The 19847-nt window shown below is 69.6% G+C and carries 20 protein-coding genes; 9 read left to right on the plus strand and 11 right to left on the minus strand.

Annotated features, from left to right (window positions below; all coding sequences use genetic code 11):
- The first annotated feature begins 28 nt into the window (after nucleotides 1-28).
- Both OG579_RS11450 and OG579_RS11455 read left to right on the plus strand, forming a co-directional pair.
- On the plus strand, nucleotides 29-1609 hold the full coding sequence (locus OG579_RS11450) for a Rieske 2Fe-2S domain-containing protein (RefSeq protein WP_328856031.1): 1581 nt from the start codon (nucleotides 29-31) through the stop codon (nucleotides 1607-1609).
- A complete protein-coding gene (locus tag OG579_RS11455; RefSeq protein ID WP_045821160.1) occupies nucleotides 1606-2094 on the plus strand; it encodes a PaaI family thioesterase in 489 nt (162 codons plus the stop codon). Before OG579_RS11450 ends, OG579_RS11455 begins: the two co-directional genes overlap by 4 nt.
- Nucleotides 2095-2097: 3 nt before the next feature.
- Here OG579_RS11455 and OG579_RS11460 read toward each other — a convergent pair whose 3' ends face one another.
- The gene (locus tag OG579_RS11460; protein WP_328856032.1) at nucleotides 2098-2754 is read right to left on the minus strand and encodes a hypothetical protein; all 657 of its coding nucleotides are present in this window, start codon (nucleotides 2752-2754) and stop codon (nucleotides 2098-2100) included.
- Between the two features lie 175 nt (nucleotides 2755-2929).
- On the opposite strand from OG579_RS11460, the gene OG579_RS11465 reads away from it, so the two are divergent.
- Complete coding sequence (locus tag OG579_RS11465; protein ID WP_045821158.1) at nucleotides 2930-3229, plus strand: FeoA family protein; 300 nt, start codon at nucleotides 2930-2932, stop codon at nucleotides 3227-3229.
- Nucleotides 3230-3257: 28 nt separating this feature from the next.
- On the opposite strand, the gene OG579_RS11470 is transcribed toward OG579_RS11465, so the two are convergent.
- Nucleotides 3258-4313, minus strand: coding sequence for a hypothetical protein (locus tag OG579_RS11470; protein ID WP_328856033.1), 1056 nt, complete (start codon nucleotides 4311-4313; stop codon nucleotides 3258-3260).
- A gap of 217 nt (nucleotides 4314-4530) precedes the next feature.
- On the opposite strand from OG579_RS11470, the gene feoB reads away from it, so the two are divergent.
- The 3 genes from feoB to OG579_RS11485 all read left to right on the plus strand — a co-directional run bounded on the left by feoB (nucleotide 4531) and on the right by OG579_RS11485 (nucleotide 8636).
- Nucleotides 4531-6477 carry a ferrous iron transporter B gene (gene feoB, locus OG579_RS11475; protein ID WP_328856034.1) on the plus strand — a complete coding sequence of 649 codons (1947 nt, stop codon included), beginning with the start codon at nucleotides 4531-4533 and terminating at the stop codon, nucleotides 6475-6477.
- On the plus strand, nucleotides 6474-7058 hold the full coding sequence (locus tag OG579_RS11480; RefSeq protein ID WP_328856035.1) for a NifU family protein: 585 nt from the start codon (nucleotides 6474-6476) through the stop codon (nucleotides 7056-7058). The genes feoB and OG579_RS11480 overlap by 4 nt, the downstream gene beginning before the upstream one ends.
- 84 nt (nucleotides 7059-7142) lie before the next feature.
- Complete coding sequence (locus OG579_RS11485) at nucleotides 7143-8636, plus strand: HNH endonuclease signature motif containing protein (protein ID WP_328856036.1); 1494 nt, start codon at nucleotides 7143-7145, stop codon at nucleotides 8634-8636.
- A 15-nt stretch (nucleotides 8637-8651) separates the two neighbouring features.
- Here the strand turns inward: OG579_RS11485 and OG579_RS11490 are convergent, their stop codons facing one another.
- The 4 genes from OG579_RS11490 to OG579_RS11505 form a co-directional block, all read right to left on the minus strand.
- Complete coding sequence (locus OG579_RS11490) at nucleotides 8652-9158, minus strand: hypothetical protein (protein WP_328856037.1); 507 nt, start codon at nucleotides 9156-9158, stop codon at nucleotides 8652-8654.
- Nucleotides 9155-12451, minus strand: coding sequence for a PE family protein (locus OG579_RS11495; protein ID WP_328856038.1), 3297 nt, complete (start codon nucleotides 12449-12451; stop codon nucleotides 9155-9157). The genes OG579_RS11490 and OG579_RS11495 overlap by 4 nt, the downstream gene beginning before the upstream one ends.
- A 166-nt stretch (nucleotides 12452-12617) precedes the next feature.
- Nucleotides 12618-13100, minus strand: coding sequence for a hypothetical protein (locus OG579_RS11500; protein ID WP_328856039.1), 483 nt, complete (start codon nucleotides 13098-13100; stop codon nucleotides 12618-12620).
- Nucleotides 13101-13196: 96 nt separating this feature from the next.
- Nucleotides 13197-14033, minus strand: a complete 837-nt coding sequence (locus tag OG579_RS11505) for an alpha/beta fold hydrolase (RefSeq protein WP_045820982.1) — start codon at nucleotides 14031-14033, stop codon at nucleotides 13197-13199.
- Between the two features lie 106 nt (nucleotides 14034-14139).
- Between OG579_RS11505 and OG579_RS11510 the strand changes: the two genes are divergently transcribed.
- Nucleotides 14140-14697: a TetR/AcrR family transcriptional regulator gene (locus OG579_RS11510; RefSeq protein ID WP_045820981.1), complete on the plus strand. Its 558-nt coding sequence runs from the start codon at nucleotides 14140-14142 to the stop codon at nucleotides 14695-14697.
- Nucleotides 14697-15359 (plus strand): maleylpyruvate isomerase family mycothiol-dependent enzyme, encoded by a 663-nt coding sequence (locus tag OG579_RS11515; protein ID WP_328856040.1) that lies wholly within the window; start codon nucleotides 14697-14699, stop codon nucleotides 15357-15359. The genes OG579_RS11510 and OG579_RS11515 overlap by 1 nt, the downstream gene beginning before the upstream one ends.
- 19 nt (nucleotides 15360-15378) lie before the next feature.
- On the opposite strand, the gene OG579_RS11520 is transcribed toward OG579_RS11515, so the two are convergent.
- Nucleotides 15379-15882: a VOC family protein gene (locus tag OG579_RS11520; RefSeq protein ID WP_203225389.1), complete on the minus strand. Its 504-nt coding sequence runs from the start codon at nucleotides 15880-15882 to the stop codon at nucleotides 15379-15381.
- Nucleotides 15883-15945: 63 nt separating this feature from the next.
- Here OG579_RS11520 and OG579_RS11525 point away from each other — a divergent pair, with 63 nt between their 5' ends.
- A complete protein-coding gene (locus OG579_RS11525; RefSeq protein WP_203225388.1) occupies nucleotides 15946-16758 on the plus strand; it encodes an AraC family transcriptional regulator in 813 nt (270 codons plus the stop codon).
- A 3-nt stretch (nucleotides 16759-16761) separates the two neighbouring features.
- Here OG579_RS11525 and OG579_RS11530 read toward each other — a convergent pair whose 3' ends face one another.
- From OG579_RS11530 to OG579_RS11545, 4 genes are read right to left on the minus strand one after another with little or no spacing between them, the layout of a single operon-like run.
- The gene (locus OG579_RS11530; RefSeq protein WP_045820978.1) at nucleotides 16762-17154 is read right to left on the minus strand and encodes a tautomerase family protein; all 393 of its coding nucleotides are present in this window, start codon (nucleotides 17152-17154) and stop codon (nucleotides 16762-16764) included.
- A gap of 54 nt (nucleotides 17155-17208) precedes the next feature.
- A complete protein-coding gene (locus OG579_RS11535; protein ID WP_328856041.1) occupies nucleotides 17209-18111 on the minus strand; it encodes a hypothetical protein in 903 nt (300 codons plus the stop codon).
- A 10-nt stretch (nucleotides 18112-18121) separates the two neighbouring features.
- A complete protein-coding gene (gene serS / locus OG579_RS11540; RefSeq protein ID WP_045820977.1) occupies nucleotides 18122-19381 on the minus strand; it encodes a serine--tRNA ligase in 1260 nt (419 codons plus the stop codon).
- 43 nt (nucleotides 19382-19424) lie between these two features.
- Complete coding sequence (locus tag OG579_RS11545; RefSeq protein ID WP_328856042.1) at nucleotides 19425-19835, minus strand: ankyrin repeat domain-containing protein; 411 nt, start codon at nucleotides 19833-19835, stop codon at nucleotides 19425-19427.
- Between the last annotated feature and the right edge of the window lie 12 nt (nucleotides 19836-19847).

The raw sequence follows: 19847 nt of genomic DNA on the forward strand, positions 1-19847 counted from the left end.
GGCCGCGGAATCGAGAGAGAGGCGCAGAGTGCAGGTCACCAGCATCGGACACGCGGGATTCCACATCCAGACCGCGGCCGGGTCCATCCTGTGTGACCCGTGGGTGAACCCCGCCTACTTCGCCTCGTGGTTCCCGTTCCCCGACAACTCCGAGCTCGACTGGAAGACCCTCGGCGACTGCGACTACCTGTACGTGTCGCACCTGCACCGCGACCACTTCGATGCGCGCAACCTCGCCGAGAACGTGAACAAGGACGCGACCGTCCTGCTGCCGGACTACCCGGTGCCCGATCTGCGGCGCGAGCTCGAGGCGCTCGGGTTCCACACGTTCGTCGACACCGAGGACTCGGTGAAGACCACTGTCTCGAACGACAAGGGCAGCCTCGACGTCATGATCGTCGCCTTGCGGGCACCCGCCGACGGTCCCATCGGCGACAGCGGGCTCATCGTCTCCGACGGCGAGACCACGTGCTTCAACATGAACGACGCGCGCCCGGTGGACCTCGACGTGATCTCGGATGCGTTCGGCCACATCGACATCCACCTGCTGCAGTACTCCGGAGCCATCTGGTACCCGATGGTCTACGACATCCCTCGCAAGACGAAGGCCAATTTCGCGGCGCAGAAGCGTCAGCGTGGCATGGACCGCGCACGGTCGTACATCGAGCAAGTCGGCGCCACCTGGGTGGTGCCCTCGGCGGGTCCGCCGATGTTCCTCGACCCCGAGCTGCGCTACCTCAACGACGTCCCCGACGCCGACGGCACACCCGACACGACCAGCATCTTTCCTGATCAGGCAACCTTTCTCGACCAGATGGTCGAGCACGGCACCGACGACGGCACCACGCACCGCGGCCTGATGATGGTGTCGGGGTCGACGGCGGAGCTGCGAGGATCCGAGCTCGTCGAGGTGTCGCACCCGTATCCGCCCGAGCAGGTCTTCGGCGCCAACAAGGCCGCCTACCTCGAGAAGATGGCCGAGAAGTTCGCGCCGGTGATCGCCGAGGCGAAGGCGTCGTGGGCGCCGGCCGACGGTGAGCCGCTGCTGCCGCCGTTGCGCGATCTCTTCGAGCCGATCATGGCCGCGAGTGACCTCATCTGCGACGGCATCGGATACCCGGTCGGGCTCGTGATGGGTGATCAGACCGTCGTCCTCGACTTCCCCAACCGCACGGTCCGCGAGCCGAAGGAGGGTGAGGGCAAGTACCGCTACGGCTTCCGCATCCCGGCCGAGTTGGTGCGCACCGTGCTGCGCGACGACGAGCCCGACTGGGTGAACACCATCTTCCTGTCGACGCGGTTCACCACGTGGCGCATCGGTGGATACAACGAGTTCCTCTACACGTTCTTCAAATGCCTCACCGCCGAACGCATCGCGTACGCCGACGGCTGGTTCTCCGAGGCGCATGACGATTCGGCGTCGATCGAGAAGGACGGCTGGGAGATCCAGCGTCGGTGCCCGCACCTCAAGGCCGACCTGTCGAAGTTCGGGGTGATCGAGGGCGAGAAACTGACCTGCAACCTGCACGGGTGGTCGTGGGACCTGCCGACCGGTCGCTGTCTCACCTCCAAGGGACATGAGTTGCGCGCGAACAAGATCGAGTCGTGACGCAGGTCGACGAGCCACGGCGCGAGTACACGTGGGCGCCGCCGGTCGGACGTGCCCATGCCGAGCTGCACGGCATCGAGCAGGTGCACGCCCAGATCGCCGGTGAGCTGCCCATGAGTCCGGCGTCGTCGACCATCGACTACCGTCCGGTGGACGCGGGCGAGGGGTGGGCGGTCCTCGAGCTCGAGCCACGCGAATTCCACTGCAATTCTTTCGGGACCATCCAGGGCGGACTCATCGCCGCGGTGATCGACGCGGCGTTCGGTTCGGCCCTCATGACCGTGAACCCGGAGAACCGCCGCTTCACCACGCTCGACCTCAGTTGTCGCTACATCCGGGCCATCGCCCCGGACACCGGGCCGATCCGCGTGCGCGCACAGGTCGAACACCACGGCCGCACCACGGCCACCGTCCGTGCCGAGGTGCACGACTCCTCCCAGCGGCTCGTGGCCAGCGCGACCTCGACGCTGCTGATGCTGTCCTGACCCCTAGAGGACCGTGAACGATTCGGCGGACAGCACGAAACCTCGCGCGCCCGAGCCGCCGACCTGGGTGCAGGTGATCCCGTTCGACGCCGATGAGCAGGTGATGGTCCGGCCCGCGTCGGCGGGGAATGTCACGCGTTGTCCGTAGCCCAACGTCTTGCCGGCCGCCCATCCGTTGCCCTGGATGATCGTGGCGCATGGCTCGGTCCGGCTGGTGAACCAGCCGAACTGCACGGCTCGGCCCTGTTCCTCGCCGGAGTAGAAGTTGCACAGCGAGGCCGAGCTCACCGTGTGCGGGTTGCCCTCGGTGCGACAGAGGAAGTTGCCCTCGACCGCGTGGCACTGGATCTTGCCGCTCGGTGTGCCGAATGCGTAGTACGACCCCACCGCGAACTCCGACGCAGGCACGGCCGACACGGCGGGAATGCGGGTCTGGCCGGCGGTCTCCTGGGTCGGGGCGTCGGTGGCCCCATCCGCCGACGAGTCGCCGCCGCCGCCGCTGGTCTCGCCGCCCGAAGCGGATGCGGCGGTGGACGGGGTGACGGTGACCGTCGAGGTCGGTGTGGCGGTGTCGGAGGAGTCCGACGAGCAGCCTGCGGTGAGGCCGGTGAGCACGAGCGCAGCGGCGGCGGCGGTCAGATAGGTCGCGATCCTGGTCATGGTCTGTCCCTGGGGTCGTCGGACGGGTGTACACGCAGATCGCCCGTATCGGGCAGATCGTTACCGACGCTCACCGAGGGCCTGGCGCCGGGTCGGAGATCGTGGTTATGCTTGCCTCATCTCAGCTAGGTAAGGCTCACTTGCCCAGCACGAAATCACACAGGCAGGAGGCGACATGTCGATCACCACCGACCGTCTCCGCTCGCGCGCCGTCGCCGATCACGAGGTCACGATCGGTGAGGTCGCCGTGAGCGACCTGCCGCTGGGGACGTCCGCGGTCGTGTCGCGCCTGTGCGCAGACGCCGACCCGTCGGCCGCACGTCGCTTCTTCGACCTCGGTTTCGCGCCGGGCGCCGAGGTCGTCGCCGTGCGACGCGCTCCGATGCGCGGACCGGTGGTGGTGCGGGTCGCCGGGTACGAGATCGCGTTGCGCCGTCGCCAGGCCGACTGCATCAAGGTCATCGCGGCCGCCTGATCCGGCCCTGGTGTGATCGGGTCGCGGCTCAGCCCGCTGCCTGCACCGTGTACGGCACGCGGGTCCAGCTCAGCACCTTCGGATCATTCGGCTTCGAGATCGACACCCGCAGATAGTCCTTGTTGTTCGACGAACCGTCGACGGTCACGCGTGTGAGGTTGTCAGCCGCGTCCTTGATCCCATAGAACGACAACCACTTCGAGCCGGTCGCGAGCGGGGTGTCGGAGTTGTAGATGTGGCTGTCGCCGTTGAACAGGTAGACCGGCTTGCCGAAACTGCGCGACTCCTCGACGAGTGCACGCACCAGCGGCGTGAACGCCGAATCGTCGTTCTGCGTCACCGCATAGGTGGGATCGAACATGTCGGCCTGTGTGTAGAACGACACAGCGCGGTCGTTGCGCGCCTTCGCCTGGGCGAACGTAGTGCGCACCTGCGTGATCGCGGCGTTGATGCGCGCGGTCTCCTCGGCGATCTGCGCGGGCGTGGCCGCGGTCTGGCCGATCCCGGTCCACGGCTGCAGGTCGTCGTTGCTGCCGACCACGTGCAGGGTCGCCATGGCCACGCCGCGCTGGGTGAGCGACACGTTCTCGGGGAATCCGATGGCGTTCTGGGAGGCGACCGGTCGCGCCTGCTGCCCGAGGGTCCGCCCGGGACGCGAGAAGAAGGTCTTCCGCACCGCCGCGAGGCGCTCGAGGGGGTTGTAGGCGCCGTTGTTGGCGCGGTGGCAGTCGGTCCACTCGTTGTCGCCGGGGGTGTAGAGGAAGGGCCGACGGAAGGTGTCGAAGTCCTTGCGGATCAACGCGAAATAGTCGTCGGTGCACTTGGTCGACCCGTTCTTGATGTCCCCCACGTGGAAGGTCATGTCGACGGCGCGGTCGGCGTTGATCTGGGCGATCCAGGTCGGGAAGACGTCGATCTGGGGCTGTCCGTAGGGCACGTCGCCGATCACCGCGTAGGTGTAGGTGCCGGGGTCACCGCCGAGTCCGGAACTGCCGAAGTCGACAGCTCCCGCCGATCCGGGTGCGACGGTCATCGCCGCGGCGAGGGCGAGCACGAGGGTGGCCAGGCGAGTCGTCGGTCTCATGACGCGACCGTGGTCGATCCACATGAACCAACGCTGGCCTGACGATGTCGAGCGGGTGTCGATCGCACCCCGTGCGTCTGCCATTCGGGCAAGTCGGACGTACGCCCTCACCTGCGTGAATTCGGGGAGGGCACGGTCGCGTCGCAGCGCTACTGTGGTGGACGGGGAGTCCAGGAAAGCCTTACCTGACCCGAGCCGACGAGAGGGGTGGTGACGCGTGAGCTGCGGACCGCACGGTGGCGCCGGATCACTCGACGATCACGGCTCCGATGCCCGACTCGCCCTCGTCGGCAGCCCGAACTCCGGTAAGACAACGCTGTTCAACGCGCTCACGGGGCTCCGCGCGAAGACCGGCAACTACCCCGGTGTCACCGTGGCCCGCTACGAGGGGCGCACGCAGGTCGGCGACCACGACGTCCTGGTCGAGGACCTGCCCGGAACCTACAGTCTCGACGCGATCAGCCCCGACGAGCAAATCGTCGCCGACGTCCTCGACCCCGAGGACGTCACCACCGACACCCCCGACGGTCTCGTCGTCACCCTCGACGCGACCACGCTGCGCCGATCTCTGGGCATGCTTGCCCAGGTGCTGGGCACCGATCTGCCGGTGTGCGTGGTCCTCACCTTCACCGACGAGCTGACCCGCCGCCAGGGCTCCATCGACATCGACGCCTTCTCGCGCGCCGTCGGCGTGCCCGTGGTCGCGGTCGTCGGCGGACGCCGCCGCGAACTCGGTGCGCTGCGCGAGCTCCTCCCCCACCCCGACCAGTGGACGACCCCCGCACTCCCCCCGCCCGCCGATGGACCCGAGGTCACGGCGTGGATCGAGTCGGTGCTGAGCACGTCGCGCTACCGCCTGCCGCGCCTCGACGACCGCACGCGTCGCATCGATGCCGTTCTGCTGCATCCGGTCTGGGGAACGCTGGTGTTCTTCGCGACCATGTTCGCGTTCTTCCAGGTGATCTTCACCGTGGCCGCACCCCTCCAGGATTACGTCCAACAGTTCTTCGACCACCTCGCCGGGCTGGTGCGCGACCATGTCGGGATCGGCTGGTTGGCAAGCTTTCTCGGGGACGCGATGATCGGTGGCGTCGGCGGCGTGCTGGTGTTCCTGCCGCAGATCGCGCTGCTGTTCATCCTCATCGCCCTGCTGGAGGGCGTCGGGTACATGGCGCGCGCCGCGTTCCTGATGGACAAGATCATGTCGGTGGCGGGACTCGAGGGCCGCGCGTTCGTGGCCCTGCTGTCGTCGCTGGCGTGCGCGATCCCGGGGATCATGGCGACACGCACGCTGCCGTCGACCCGAGATCGCCTGGCCACCATGATGGCTGCGCCGCTGATGACCTGTTCGGCGCGGCTCCCGGTCTACATCCTGCTGACGGGTCTGCTGGTCGATTCCTCCGACCGGGTCGGCCCCTTCGGGGCGCAGGGCGTGGTGATGTTCGCGCTCTACCTCGGCGGCGCCGTATCGGCGATGGCGACGGCGTGGCTGTTCTCGCGCATCGGTCGCGGTACCGGTCCACTGCTCCCGTTCTACATGGAGATGCCGCCCTATCGGTGGCCGTCGGTGCGCTCGATGTCGTTGTCGGTGTGGGACGCCTGCAAGGGTTTCGTCCGCAAGGTCGGTGTCATCATCCTCGTGACGACCGCGGCCCTGTGGCTGTTGCTCAACCTCCCCACACGGGGCGACAGCGACTTCCGGGCCGCCGGGATCGACCCGAACGACGATGCTGCGACGTCCTCCTACGTCATCGAGCACAGCGCGGGCGCCGCCGTCGGCAAGTTCATCGCGCCGGTGTTCGCGCCGCTCGGATTCGACTGGCGCATCAACATCGGCATCCTCGCGTCGTTGTCGGCACGCGAGACCTTCGTGGCCACGCTGGGGCAGGTCGGTGCGGCCGAGAACCCCGATGATCCGAGCAATGCGCTGTCAACGATGCGCGTCACCAGCGGTGAGCGGATCGGCGAGCCGCTGTTCACCCCGCCCGTGTTGGCGGCATTGATGGTGTTCTTCCTCTATGCGCTGCAATGCATGTCGACGATCGGCGTGATGCGCCGGGAGTCTGGAACCTGGAAGTGGCCGGCCATCGCGTTCGGGTACATGTTCGTGCTCGCCTGGGTGATGGCGTTCGCCGCACACACCATCGTGGCGGCGGTGACATGACCGTCCCCATCCATGCCGAGGCCGTACCCGGTGCGCCACAGGAGCTTCGCTGGGTCATGCCCGCCGGCACTCTCGGTTTCATCGGCGAGGTGGCGTCGGCGCCGGTGGCGGTGCAGGCGTTCGTCGATGACGGAGTGATCACGCTGCTCCGCGTCGAACCGGATGCCGTACGCATTCGCCTGGACGACAATCACTCCTGGCGTACCGCCGGCGGTGCGATCCGCTCGGCGCTGGGATCGGCCTTGGGTGAGCCGGACGCATGGCGCCCGGTGGATGAGGGCTCGGCCGATGACGTGTTGCGGGCCGCGGTCGACCAGGTTCTCTCCGGCGAGGTGGGTGCCTTCATCCGGTCCCACGGCGGCGCACTGACCGTGGTCGAGGTCGCTTCCGGCGTCGTCACCGTGTCGCTGGGCGGCACGTGCGCCCACTGCCCGGCCTCCGACGTCACCCTCACCGACCGCTTCGAAGAAGCTGTGCGCGAGCTGTTCCCGGCGATGGTCGAGGTGCGCGTGGCGTCCGCGCCGTCGATCGCATCGGGTCGTCGGCTGCTGGGCCTGTTCCCGGTCTCGCCGCGCAGCTAGTGAACTGTCCACAGTTCTCGTCGATCCACAGGGCGTCAGCGTTCTCTGGCCATGGTGTCAGTGGGTGCCTGTACGTTCGCATCCATGACCTCGGGGGTGGTGACGCAGCTGGCAGAAGATGCTGCCTTGACCGCGGTCGAGCTCGTCGAGGTGCTCGCGCACTGCCGGTCGGTCACGGCATCCGCTGACTACCGAATGCTGCAGGCGGCGAGCCTGATCCACGAGGAACGCGAAGAGGACTTCCTCGCCGAGGTCGCCGAGGAACACAGCGGCGAGGCCACGACGTCCGAGCAGTTCGGCGAGATGTCCGCTGCCGCGCGGGCGAAGCAGGATCCACGGTCGCAGTTCGGACCCGACGGTCTCGAACGTGCCATGGCGGAGGTCGGTGCGGTCCTCAACGTCACCCCGGGCCGGGCGCGCGAGCTCATCGTCGCCGGTTCCGCGCTCCGGCATCGACTCCCGTTCACCGGCCATGCTCTGGCCACCGGGCGACTCGACCTCGGGCACTTCCTCATCGCCGTGTCGCGGACGGCGCTGTGTTCCCCCGAGACCATCGCCGATGTCGATGCCCATCTCGCGCAGGCGATCTTCGCCCGGCCCCCGATGGCTCGTGCCCGGTTCACGGTGATAGTCGATGCCGCTGTGGCGCAGTTCGATCCTGACGCACTACTTCGCCGACGCGAGCGCGCCGAGGCTGACAGGAAGGTGTCGGTGCATCCCGACCGGCACGCGCCGGGGCAGGGTCGGCTGTCGGCGTCGTTGCCCATGGCGAGCGCAGCCGAGATCGACGCGCAGCTCGAGGCGATGGCGGCGCAGCCGCACAGCGGGGATCCGCGCACACGTGACCAGCGTCGTGCCGACGCGCTGCTGGCGTTGTCGCGTCACGAGTCCCGGCTCGAGTGCCTCTGCGACGACTGCGCTGCGACAGCGGTCGACGGTCCACAGAAGGCCGTGTCGACGTCGGCACGTCCGACCTTCCACATCGTGGCGAACCTGTCGACACTGCTGGGCCTCGATGATCAGCCGGGGTTCCTCGACGGCCACGGCATCGTCGATGCCGACACGATGCGATCGCTGCTCGCGGACGCTCAGCGCGAGTTCCTGCGTCCCCTGCCACCGGCGCCTGACGCAACCGGATACGTCCCGAGCAGGAAACTGCAGGCGTTGATCCGAGCCGGTGAACTGTGCTGCACCTTTCCCGGCTGCAGCGCGCCGGCATGGTCGACCGACATCGACCACACCGACCCGTTCGACCACCGCCATCCGAGCCGCGGTGGCTCGACCGTGCGCGCGAATCTCAAGCCGCTGTGCCGTTTCCACCACCGGATCAAGACGTTCACCGCGTGGCGCGACCACCAGGACGAGATGGGCACGGTGCTCTTCGAGTCACCCACCGGCCACATGTTCCTCGGCAACGCCTACACCGGCACCGATCTGTTCTCCGCACTGCGCTCGCCACCCTCTCGAGCCGATCATCCGGCACGCAGGCACCTCGACGAACTCCGCATCCGACAACGCGACGCGCATCGTCGTGCCGTCGAACGTGCCCAGGACGCGGAACCCCCTCCGCCGTACTGAGAGCCGCGCAGGCAGCTACGTACAGGCCTTGCTGACCGATGTCGCTGCCGTACCCGCACTGCGTTTCGCCGCCGCCACCTCGGTCGAGTTCACACCGGCGTCAGCGAGATACTGCGTTGCCACCGTGCGGTATTGCTTCGCGAGGTCGGTCACCGCCGACCGGAGCGCATCGGGTGCTGCCGGGGCGGACTCGAGTGCATCCGTCAGGTTCACCCCCGCCGCGAACAGTGCCAGCCGCGCGTTCGCCGCGGCAGCCGCGACTCCGGATTCGCCTGCCGGCGCTTGCGATCCGGTCTGGATCGACACCGCTTTCAGATTGAGTGCGAACGCATCGCACACCGTGCGGGTGTCAGCGGATCGCTGCGATTCGGAGTAACTCGGCGACGAGTCGTCGGACCCACCCTGCACCAGCGCGATCACCGAGACCACCAGCGCAGCGAGCGCGAGGACCGCCGCCAGAGACGCCACGGCCAGTGGGAGGCGGGTCGAGGTGCCCGGGCGGCCGCTCGCGTTCCTCGTCATGGTGCCGACGTTATCGAACCGGTGGCACCTGGGGACCCGGCCGCCTTGAGGGGTCCGCCGGCCGCACCACCCGTTCCGCCGGAGCCCGGGTTCGCGGAACCGTCAGCCGCGCTCACCGAGCCGCCGCTCCCGCCGTTCCCGCCATTGCCGCTCAGGGTTCCAGTGACTCCCGGACTGCCGTTGCCTCCCGCGCCACCGGTCCCGCCGGTGGCCGCACCCACGCCGGAGTTGGTCGCGCCGCCGCCGGTTCCGCCGGTTCCACCGTTGCCACCGGCGTTCACGGGTGATCCGAAGAGATTGAATCCGGGGGACCCGCCGTTGCCACCGCTGCCGCCGGCACCGCCGGTGGCGTCACCGCCTCCGGTACTGGTCGCAGTTCCGCCGGCTCCGCCCGCACCACCCGCGTAGGTCGTGCGGCCATTGCCACCGGCGCCGCCTTGTCCGCCGACGGCATCGGCGCCCGAGGCGCTGCCACCCGCTCCGCCGGTGCCTCCCGGTGACGGGAGCTCGGCGATCACGTTTCCGTTCTGGCCACTGTCGCCGCCGCGACCACCGGCGCCACCGATCGCCTGTCCGTCCGATGCGGATGACACAGCGTTTCCGCCGGCACCGCCCGCTCCGCCTCCGTTCGCACCCTGATTCGAGTAGCCACCGTTCCCTCCGGCTCCGCCGGCACCGGCCACCGCGGTGCCGTGCGCGGTGGTCACGTCACCACCGCGACCTCCGGATCCGCCTACGACGATCTTCCCGTCGCCGCCGGATCCGCCATCGCCGCCGGTGCCGTTCGCGCCGGCCGCACCGATACCCCCGGGAGCACCCGTTCCGGCCAACCCCCCACTGCCGGCCTGTCCACCGACTCCACCGATGCCTCCCGCCGCGCCCCGTCCGCCGTTCCCGCCGTTGGCCGGATTCGCGCTTCCGAAACCGTTCGAATAGGTGACCGTCGCGCCGTTTCCACCGGCGCCACCGTCACCACCACCTCCCCCTGACCCACCATCGCCGCCGGTTCCGCCATCGCCGTTCCGCCCGACGACACCGGCGTTCAGGCCCGTACCCGCGGCACCGCCGGCGCCACCGACGCCTCCGATGCCACCGTTCCCGCCTACCTGTCCATCCGCACCCGCACCGCCGTCCGTCGCCGGCGTGACACCGTTGAAGGGCCCGCTGATGACCGCATCGGAGCCGCGAGAACCATCCGCTCCCGTGGCCCCGGCGAATCCGGCTCCGCCGGAACCACCGTTCCCACCCGACCCGCCGTTGCCGCCGTTGCCGCGGACACCCGCCGCCCCACCGGTGCCGCCGGTCCCCGCGGCACCTGCCGCCCCGCCGTGACCGCCCGAACCACCCGCGAGACCCGCGCCGCCCGCACCACCATTGACCATGGTCGATGTGCCCGCGGTACCGCTGCCGCCGTTCACACCTGCAGCGCCGTTACCGCCGGCCGCGCCATTGCCACCGGCGCCGTTGACGCCGTTCGACCCGTTGGTCGAGCCGACGCCTCCGACTCCGGCGTCACCGCCTGCTCCGCCGGCGCCACCGTTCTGCGCCGCTCCGTTGTTCACACCGGTCACACCATCGGCACCCGCGACACCGTTTCCGCCGCGTCCGCCGCTGCCGCCGTCCCCGCCGTTGCCCTGTGAACCCTGCACGCCTGCAGCGCCTTTCGCACCTCCGGTCCCGCCGCTGCCGGCGAGGCCCGCGGAACCGGCAGCACCCCCGGCGCCGCCTGCTCCGCCATTGCCGCCGGCCTGACCCGCTGCGCCGGAGCCACCCGGTGTCGTCGCGTTCGTCCCGTTCGCGCCGTCGACCCCGTTCGAGCCCGCACCACCTCGACCACCGTTCCCGGCGTCGCCTCCGGTTCCGTTCACGCCCGCCGCGCCGATGACGGAACCGGCGCCACCAGCGCCGGCGTCCCCGCCCTTGCCGCCATTGCCGCCGGCCTGGCCGGTTCCACCCACGTTCCCGTTGGCGCCGGCGCCGGCCGCAAGGCCGCCCACGTTGCCGACTCCGCCATCGGCACCTGCGCCACCACGGCCGCCGTTGCCACCCGCGCCGCCGAAGCCCTGCGCACCGTCGGCACCGTCCGTGCCCGCCGTGCCACCCGTACCGCCGGTTCCGGGCGCGCCTCCGACACCCGCGGCTCCACCGACACCGCCTGCCCCGCCGGCTCCACCGTTCTGACCATCCCCGCCGTTGCCGCCCGCGCCTGTCGCCGCCGTGCCTGCCGCACCATCGGCACCGGTGCCACCGTCACCTCCGCGGCCGCCGGACCCACCCGCACCGCCGTCACCGTTCGCGCCTGACAGGCCGGCCGCGCCGATGAGTCCTGCGGCGCCCCCTGCTCCCGCATCGCCGCCACGGCCGCCCGCGCCACCGGCCGTTCCCGCGCCGCCATCACCGCCCGCGGCACCCGACACGGCTCCGCCGGAACCGTTTCCGCCGACCGCACCCGCACCACCCGCTCCGCCGAGACCGCCGGCACCGCCCACACCACCGTTGCCGAACAGCAGACCGCCGCGACCACCGACACCACCTGGGCCACCTGCGCCACCGACCGAGCCCGTGGTCCCGACCGCCCCGGCAGCGCCCGCGCCGCCGCTCCCACCGACCCCGATGAACCCGGCGTTCCCGCCCGCGCCACCGACACCACCGGCCACGGTCGCCGCTCCGCCGGCACCACCGTTGCCGAAGAAGCCGGCGTTGCCGCCGGAGCCACCGTTCGCGCCGCGACCGCCGTTGCCGAACAACAGACCCCCGTTGCCGCCGTTGCACGCCGCCGCAACACAATCCGCCGGCGCGTCCGTACCGTCGCCGATGAACACGCGGATCAACATGCCCAGACCGGCGAGCGGATCGGTCCCCGGAGCGGGCACGAACGCGTATGCCGTCGACGACGTGCCGGCTGCGGTCCGCAACGGGGTCCACGTCGTCTCGGGCGTGAACACACTGAACCGCGACACCGACGCCTGCGACACCGGACCCGAACCGCCGGTGGCGGTCGATGGGACGAAGAGCGTGACCGGTGACGAACCGGTTCCCGTCAGCGGCGGCACCGAGGAGGTACTGCCGCTCGAGGTCGACACCGGCACCTGTTCGGGGACCACCACCGACGAGCCCGCCGGCAACGACGACAACATCTGCAGGGTCTTGCTCGTGAGCACCACGCCTTCGAGGTGCACGCGGCTCGGTCCGCTCTCGGTCGAGGCGCCGACATCCGTCGCGGCATTCATCGAGGCCGGAGCCGAGCCGACTCCCGCACCCATCAGCACCGCGGCGGCGGCCGTGGTGACCACCGCGCCGGCTGCCGCGCCCGTCAGAACCGCTCTACCTGCAGACTTCGACACACGCGACGCCCTGTGAACACCCACGACAACTCCCTCGAATCTCGACGCACCCGCTTTCGCGGCAGCCTAGATTCGCACTGCAATTTTTCTGCACATCGTTAGACGTCGGAACGACTTACGCGGCCCTCGGCGGATCGGGCCACTCGGGCAGCAGCGGTTCGATCAGAGCCATCTCGGCGCGCGTGACCCAGGAGGGGTTGCTCGCCTGCGGCAGACGCAGGATCTCCATACCGGCGACGCCGGGTATCTCGCCGAGGTCGGTCGCCCGGACGCGCTCGGCATCGGCGAGCAGTCTGATGTCGGTGTGGGCCAGCCACGACGGCTCGTCGGAGTCGTTCTCCGGGTCGATCTCACTCGGACCGGTGATCCATCCCAGCCCGGCGATACCGCGCGGACGCGGTCCGTGTGGGGGACCGCTGACCCAGAGCAGCGCGCGCTGGCGCGCGGCCATCACGTCCTTGCGGTAGTTGGCCGCGACGCAGCGGGTGGTGAGTCGTCCACCCTGTGACGCGATCTCGACCACGGAATCCCACCGCGCACCGTTGACGGTGAACACCCACGCGCCCAACGAGGATTCGGCGACCTTGCGTGCAGCCATGCCCCACGATGGCACGCCCCCGAACGCGAACCGGCCGCACCCGGGTGTCGGGTGCGGCCGGTGAGCGGACGAGCCGCTACTTCGCGGGGAAGGTTCTCACTTGGCGAGGAAGTCGAGCAGCACCTTGTTGACCTCTTCGTGGTGGGTCCACAGCAGACCGTGCGGCGCGCCCTCGATCTCGACGTACTCCGCGTCGGGCAGCGCCTTGGTGAACTCGCGGCCCGTGGAGTCGATGGGGAGGATGTTGTCGGCGGTGCCGTGCACGATGAGCGACGGCACGTCGATCTTCGGGATGTCCTCGCGGAAGTCGGTCAGCCAGGTCGGCTGCGCCGCCACCGATGCCCACGCCGAGGCGTTGTAGGCCAGCTGCTTGTTCGCGGCGAGGGCCTCTTCGCTGAGGCGGTTGCCGAGGTAGTCGTCGGTGTTGAAGAAGTTCGTGAAGAAGTCGGTGAAGAACGCGTAGCGATCGGACTTCACCGCGTCGGCGAGGCCGTCGAACACGTCCTGGGGGACGCCGGCCGGGTTGTCGTCGGTCTGGAGCAGGTACGGCTCCAACGAACCGAGGAACACCGCCTTGGCGACGCGGGACGAGCCGTATTTCCCGAGGTAACGACCCACCTCGCCTGTGCCCATCGAGAACCCGACCAGGACAACCTGATTCAGCTCGAGCTGATCGAGAACGGCCTTGAGGTCGGCGGCGTAGGTGTCGTAGTCGTGACCGATGGTCGGCTTGCTCGACTTGCCGAACCCGCGGCGGTCGTAGGTGATGACGCGGTAGCCGGCGTCGAGGAGGGCGGTGGTCTGCTTCTCCCACGACGACCCGTCGAGGGGATAACCGTGGATGAGCACGACGGGCTGCCCGGTGCCGTGGTCTTCGTAGTAGAGCTCGATCGGTGCGGAGTTCTCGGTGCCTGTGGTGGTGATCTGACCCATGACGTGTCTCCTGGACGAGTTGTGGCTCGGTCGGCGAGAGAACGATCATTCTCTCGTGTTCCCAACGGTACAGAACGATCGTTCTCTGGGCAAGTACACTGACCCCATGGACACCAGAACCGCCATCGTCGAGGCCGCCGACCGGCTGTTCTACGAGCGCGGGATCCAGCAGGTGAGCATGGACGAACTGCGCGAGTCGGCCGGCGTCTCCCTCAAGCGTCTCTACGCAGACTTCCCCGGCAAGGACGCGATCGTGCTGGCGGTCCTCGAGCACCGTCACGCCATGTGGGTGTCGGGCCTCGACCGTGTCGCGGCCCCGCTCGCCTCGCCCCGCGACAAACTGCTCGCGGTGTTCGACTTCCTCGCCGAGTGGTTCGTCACCGACGACTTCCGAGGCTGCGCGTTCATCAACGCGTTCGGCGAACTCGGCGGGTCGTCACCCGAGGTCGCCGCGGCGGCGCGCGCCCACAAGGAGAGTTTCCAGATCTACGTCGACGACCTGGTCGAGAAGGCCGGCGCCACGCCGGCCCTGGCCCGCCAGCTGGTCCTGCTCGCCGAGGGTGCGCAGACGACATCGGCGATCGTCGCCGACCCCACCGCGGCACGGCACGCACGTGACGCCGCCGAGGTGCTGATCTCCGCCGCGATCGGCGCCCCCGCCTGATGTTCGACGCGAGCACGGAATGGACGGCGGCGCAGCAGCGCGTCATCGACCTCGTCGAGCGGGCTCCCGCGGCGGCCGTCGCCTCGTCGGTTCCCGCCTGTCCCGACTGGACGGTACGGGATCTGTTGTCGCACATGGTCGGTATCGGCGCCGATGTCGTCGCGGGTCACGAGCCCGACGACCACAACGAGGCCTGGACCGCCGCGCAGGTCGAGGCCCGACGCGACAGGAGCGTCACCGAGCTGGTCGCCGAGTGGCGCGGTATCACCGATGCCATGGTCGCCCACATCCGGTCGTCGGGCGACCGGCCCGTCAACGACATCGTCATCCACGAGCAGGATCTGCGCGGTGCACTGGGTGCCCACGGTGCCACCGACACCCCTGCGGCACAGCATGTCCGGGACCGATTTGCAGAGCGGCTCGCCGGACGGATCGCCGAGCTCCCGCCTCTCGAACTGCGCGGTCAGCGCTGGACGTGGCGATCGGCCGACGGTGATCCCGCAGCGGTCATCGCCGCCACCGACGCCGATCTCGCCCGCGCCCTGGTGAGCCGTCGATCAGCGGCGCAGCTGCGCTCGTGGACCGTCGCCGGCGACATCGAGCCCTACCTCGAGGGATTCGCGATCCTCGGCGATCTGCCGTCGACCGACCTGCACGAATAGACGAGCGACCCGCGATCCGTCAGCCCTGTTCGGCCGCCCAGTCCGCCACGCGGCGTTCGCTCTCCTCCGGACTGAGATCGACGACGCGCGTCATCACCGACCACCGCACGCCGAACGGGTCGAGCACCGACGCGAACCGATCACCGGAGACGAACGTCATCGGCTGCTCCCGCACCGTGGCGCCGGCAGCGACGGCACGCGTCACCGTGTCGTCGACATCGGGGACGTAGACGGCGAGGGAGTAGACGGCCGGGGCGCCCGGGGTGGGCGCGGCGAGGTCGTACGTCGCGCTCGGCTCACCCAGTTGCAGGCGCCCCTCGGGGAACTGCAGTTCGGCGTGGGCGACGGCCCCGTCGATCTCCGTGACACCGCCGACCGACGCGCCGAACACGCTTCGGTAGAACCCGATCGCATCGCGGGCCGGGCTCACCACGATGAACGGGGTGAGCGACGAGTAGACGTGCGGGCGACCGTCGGTGGTGTGGTCTCCGGTGGCGGCGGTGGTGTCCTCGGTGCGTGTCATGCCATCCATCGTCGCCGCCCGGGGCTGGCAGGTCTTGTACGTTTGCGACAGACTTGTCCGACCATGGGGCCGCCGGAGATCCACCACGCGATCGCGTCCCGGGGCCACCTGAACCCGGGCGCGCCCGGTGTGGTGTTCGACCGCTTCGAGCTCGGCCTCCCCGAACTGGTGCGCAACATCTGGGTGGTGCGGTGGGACATCGAAGCGCCACTGACGCAACGAGTCCTCAACTATCCCGCGCTCAACGTCGTGGTCGAGGCCGGGCCGCAGGTCGACGGCCCGCACCACACCGGCCTCTACGGGCCGCAACCGCGTGTCACCGAGCGCACGCTGACCGGCGGCGGCTGGGCGGCCGGTGTGTTGTTCCGGCCGGCCGCCACCCCCCTGCTGACCGATCTCGCCGACGCCGGACTACTCGGTGCGGACATCGCTTTCCATGACGCACCGTCGACGCGCATCGCCGCCGCGATGACCGGCGAGGGCGACGACCTGAGCGCTGTGCTCCGGGAGTGGCTCGCCCCGCTTGCCCAACGCGTCGACGACGCCGGCCGACTGGCCACCTCGGCCGCGGTGATCGCCGAGGAACGCACCGACATCACCACCGCCGCCGCGCTCGCCGACGCCGTGCACGCATCGGCGCGGACGGTCGAGCGGGTGGTGCGTCGACACACCGGCTTCACCCCGAAACAGCTCATCGAATGTCGACGGATGCAGAACGCGGCCACACGGCTGTTCACCGATCCCGATACCGACCTGGCCACGCTCGCAGCCGATCTGGGTTTCACCGACCACGCCCACTTCTCACGCCGCTACCGCGGGATCATCGGCGAGACACCCGGACGGACCCGCACCGCAGGCCGCGAGGCGCGCGGCTGAGGTCTACAGGTCGCCGGTCACGAACTGGGCGACCCCATTGCCGAACGACCAGTCGGACTGGGTGTTCTCGACGACCGACACGATGAGATCGGTTCCGGCCAGACCGCATTCGGCACCCAGCCGGTCGGCCAACGCGCGGTAGGTGGCCTGCTTCTGGTCGCTGTCGCGGCCCTGTTGCACGATCTGGATGAGCACGATGTCGTCGGTGCGCTCGAACCCCAGACCCGTGTCCTCGGCGATGATGTGGCCCGGCTTGTGCTCGGTGATCAGCTGATAGCGATCCCGGGGCGGGGCGGCGAAGTGCTCGAGCAACACCTCCTGCACGGTGTCGGCCAGCACGCGGACCTGTTCGGGGGTACGGCGGTTCTCGATCAGGTGGATGTGTACGAGTGGCACGGTCGGGATCTCCTCAGGTAGGCGTCGACGACCTCAACCCGCCCGTGCCCGGCACTATTCCGCCTGCGCCTCGGCCTGCGCCGACGCCTCGACGGCCCCCGACCAGGCGACGGTGACGGCACCGACCACGGCGGCGATGAAACCCAGCACGGCGAGCCAGGCGAGACCGTTCACCGTCTCGTCGCCGAGGAAGATCACACCGATCACACCCGGCACCACGGTCTCGCCGACGACCAGTGCAGCGGTCGCACCGTTGACCGAACCCAGTTGCAGCGCAACGGTGTGCAGGTAGAAACCGCCACCGCCGGCCAGCGCCAGCGCGTAGAGCGCGGGATCGGCGAACAGCGTCGACAGGGAGAACGGGTCGAGCCCGTCGAGCACGCGCACCGAGATGGCCACGGCACCGAACAGCGCACCGGCGGACAGGCCGGCCGCGATCGCCGCCCGCGAACCCAACCACCGCACGAGTGCGACCGACACGACGACGAGCGCCGCGGTCGCGCCGAGCAACACCCAGTGGAACAGCATCGACTCGGTCTGGCGGGGATTCTCTTTCGCCGACACCCCCAACGCGCACAGCGCCAGCAGCACCACGGCGATCGCGACCCAGTCACGGGCGTGCAGGCGGATCTTCAGCACGAAGATGCCGAGGACCGCGGTGATGACGAGGTTGGCGCTGATGATGGTCTGCGAGAGGAACAGCGGTGCCAACCGGGCCGACACGGCACCACCGACGAAGCCCGCCACGTCCATCACGGTCCCGACGATGAAGTAGACCGTGAGCATCGCGAGCACGGTCGATCGCAGTGTGGGAGCGCCGGTCTCGGTCGAGAGCCCGGTCTCGCCCCGGGCCAGTGCGGCGTCGTGACTGCTGCGGGCGCCGTGGGCCTGCAGCACCGACGACACCCCGTAGGCGATCGAGGCGAACAGCGCTGCGAGGACTCCCGCGATCAACATGGGCGCGTGGTCAGCTCGTGGGGCGCAGCACGTCGGTGCCGACCGACGCGGCGAGCGCCTCGGGCAGCCGCACCGTCCCGTCGGGTTGCTGGTGGTTCTCGAGGATCGCGACGATCCAGCGCGTGGTGGCTAGCGTGCCGTTGAGGGTAGCGGCGGTCTGCGGCTTGCCGTTCTCATCGCGGTAGCGCACTGAGAGCCGACGGGCCTGGTACGTCGTGCAGTTCGAGGTCGAGGTCAGTTCGCGGTAAGTCCCCTGCGTGGGAACCCATGCCTCGCAGTCGAACTTGCGCGCGGCCGACGATCCGAGATCGCCTGCAGCGGTGTCGATCACGCGGTAGGGCACGTCGATGGCGGCGAGCATCTCCTTCTGCCACCCCAGGAGCTTCTGGTGCTCGGCCTCGGCGTCGGAGGGCTTGCAGTAGACGAAGCCCTCCACCTTGTCGAACTGGTGCACACGGATGATGCCGCGGGTGTCCTTGCCGTAACTGCCGGCCTCGCGGCGGAAGCAACTCGACCATCCCGCATAGCGTTTCGGCCCGTCGGAGAGATCGAGGATCTCGTTCATGTGGTACCCGGCCATGGGTACCTCCGAGGTCCCGACGAGGTACAGGTCGTCGTCGGGGAGGTGGTAGATCTCGGCCGAGTGCGCGCCGAGGAAGCCGGTGCCCTCCATCACCTCGGGGCGCACCAGCACCGGAGGGATCATCATGGTGAACCCGTTGGCGGTCGCCAGGCGCGCGGCGAGCTGCAGCAGACCGAGCTGGAGCAGCGCGCCCTGCCCGGTCAGGAAGTAGAACCGCGACCCCGACACCTTCGCGCCGCGCTCCATGTCGAGCAGGCCGAGCGACTCGCCGATCTCGAGGTGATCGCGCGGGTTGTCGATCGCCGTCGGCTCGCCGACGTGCTCGAGCACCACGTAGTCGTCCTCGCCGCCGGCGGGCGCCTCGTCGGCGACGACATTGCCGATCGCCCGATGGGTCGCGGTCACCACGGCCTCGGCCTCGGACTGGGCCGCCGAGGCGGCCTTCACCTTCTCGGCGAGTTCCTTGCCGCGGGCCAGCAGCGCGGGCTTCTCCTCGGCGGAGGCCTTGCCGACCGACTTGCCGAGCGTCTTCTGCTCGTTGCGCAGCGCGTCGGCATCGGCGATCGCGGATCGCCGCGTGACGTCGGCGTCGAGAAGGGTGTCGACGAGCGCGGGGTCCTCCCCGCGCTTGCGTTGGGAGGTACGCACGAGGTCGGGGTCGTCCCGCAGGATCTTGAGGTCGATCACCTGCAGAACCCTACTGGCTGCCCCTGCGCGGGTCAGTCCCCGATCACCGCCACCGCGCCGCGTAATCCTCGCGACCGAACATCGAGGCGGCGTCACGGGCGGTGGGCGTGCCGGCGTCGGGATCGGCGCCCGCGGCGGCGAGGGTCTCGACGACGTCGTCGTGCCCCTTGAACACCGCACCTGCGAGCGGGGTCTGGTTCTTGTCGTTGGGGCGATCGACCTCGGCACCGAGACCGACGAGGGCGGCGACCGTCGCGGCGTGCCCGTGGTAGGCGGCCAACATCACCAGCGTGTCGCCGGTGCCGGTCGTGAGGTTCACGGGCACACCGGCCCGCACGTACTCGACCAGCGACGCGGTGTGACCGCCCCGCGCCATGTCGAACAGCCGGCCGGCCAGCTCGGCCATGTCGGAGTCGTCGTGCTGGTCAGGGGTCGGTTCGTCGGGTATCGGCATCGAGGTCCACGG

Origin of the sequence: Williamsia herbipolensis, assembly GCF_036153515.1 — a bacterium.
In the GTDB taxonomy this organism is placed as follows: Bacteria; Actinomycetota; Actinomycetes; order Mycobacteriales; family Mycobacteriaceae; genus Williamsia_A; species Williamsia_A herbipolensis.

Coding starts and splice junctions, on each gene's coding strand:
- OG579_RS11485 (WP_328856036.1), top strand. CDS start 7,143: ATGACCTCGGGGGTGGTGACGCAGCTGGCAGAAGATGCTGCCTTGACC.
- OG579_RS11460 (WP_328856032.1), bottom strand. CDS start 2,754: ATGACCAGGATCGCGACCTATCTGACCGCCGCCGCCGCTGCGCTCGTG.
- OG579_RS11505 (WP_045820982.1), bottom strand. CDS start 14,033: ATGGGTCAGATCACCACCACAGGCACCGAGAACTCCGCACCGATCGAG.
- OG579_RS11545 (WP_328856042.1), bottom strand. CDS start 19,835: ATGCCGATACCCGACGAACCGACCCCTGACCAGCACGACGACTCCGAC.
- OG579_RS11490 (WP_328856037.1), bottom strand. CDS start 9,158: ATGACGAGGAACGCGAGCGGCCGCCCGGGCACCTCGACCCGCCTCCCA.
- OG579_RS11480 (WP_328856035.1), top strand. CDS start 6,474: ATGACCGTCCCCATCCATGCCGAGGCCGTACCCGGTGCGCCACAGGAG.
- OG579_RS11535 (WP_328856041.1), bottom strand. CDS start 18,111: ATGTTGATCGCGGGAGTCCTCGCAGCGCTGTTCGCCTCGATCGCCTAC.
- OG579_RS11510 (WP_045820981.1), top strand. CDS start 14,140: ATGGACACCAGAACCGCCATCGTCGAGGCCGCCGACCGGCTGTTCTAC.
- OG579_RS11515 (WP_328856040.1), top strand. CDS start 14,697: ATGTTCGACGCGAGCACGGAATGGACGGCGGCGCAGCAGCGCGTCATC.
- OG579_RS11520 (WP_203225389.1), bottom strand. CDS start 15,882: ATGACACGCACCGAGGACACCACCGCCGCCACCGGAGACCACACCACC.
- OG579_RS11500 (WP_328856039.1), bottom strand. CDS start 13,100: ATGGCTGCACGCAAGGTCGCCGAATCCTCGTTGGGCGCGTGGGTGTTC.
- OG579_RS11470 (WP_328856033.1), bottom strand. CDS start 4,313: ATGAGACCGACGACTCGCCTGGCCACCCTCGTGCTCGCCCTCGCCGCG.
- OG579_RS11525 (WP_203225388.1), top strand. CDS start 15,946: ATGGGGCCGCCGGAGATCCACCACGCGATCGCGTCCCGGGGCCACCTG.
- OG579_RS11465 (WP_045821158.1), top strand. CDS start 2,930: ATGTCGATCACCACCGACCGTCTCCGCTCGCGCGCCGTCGCCGATCAC.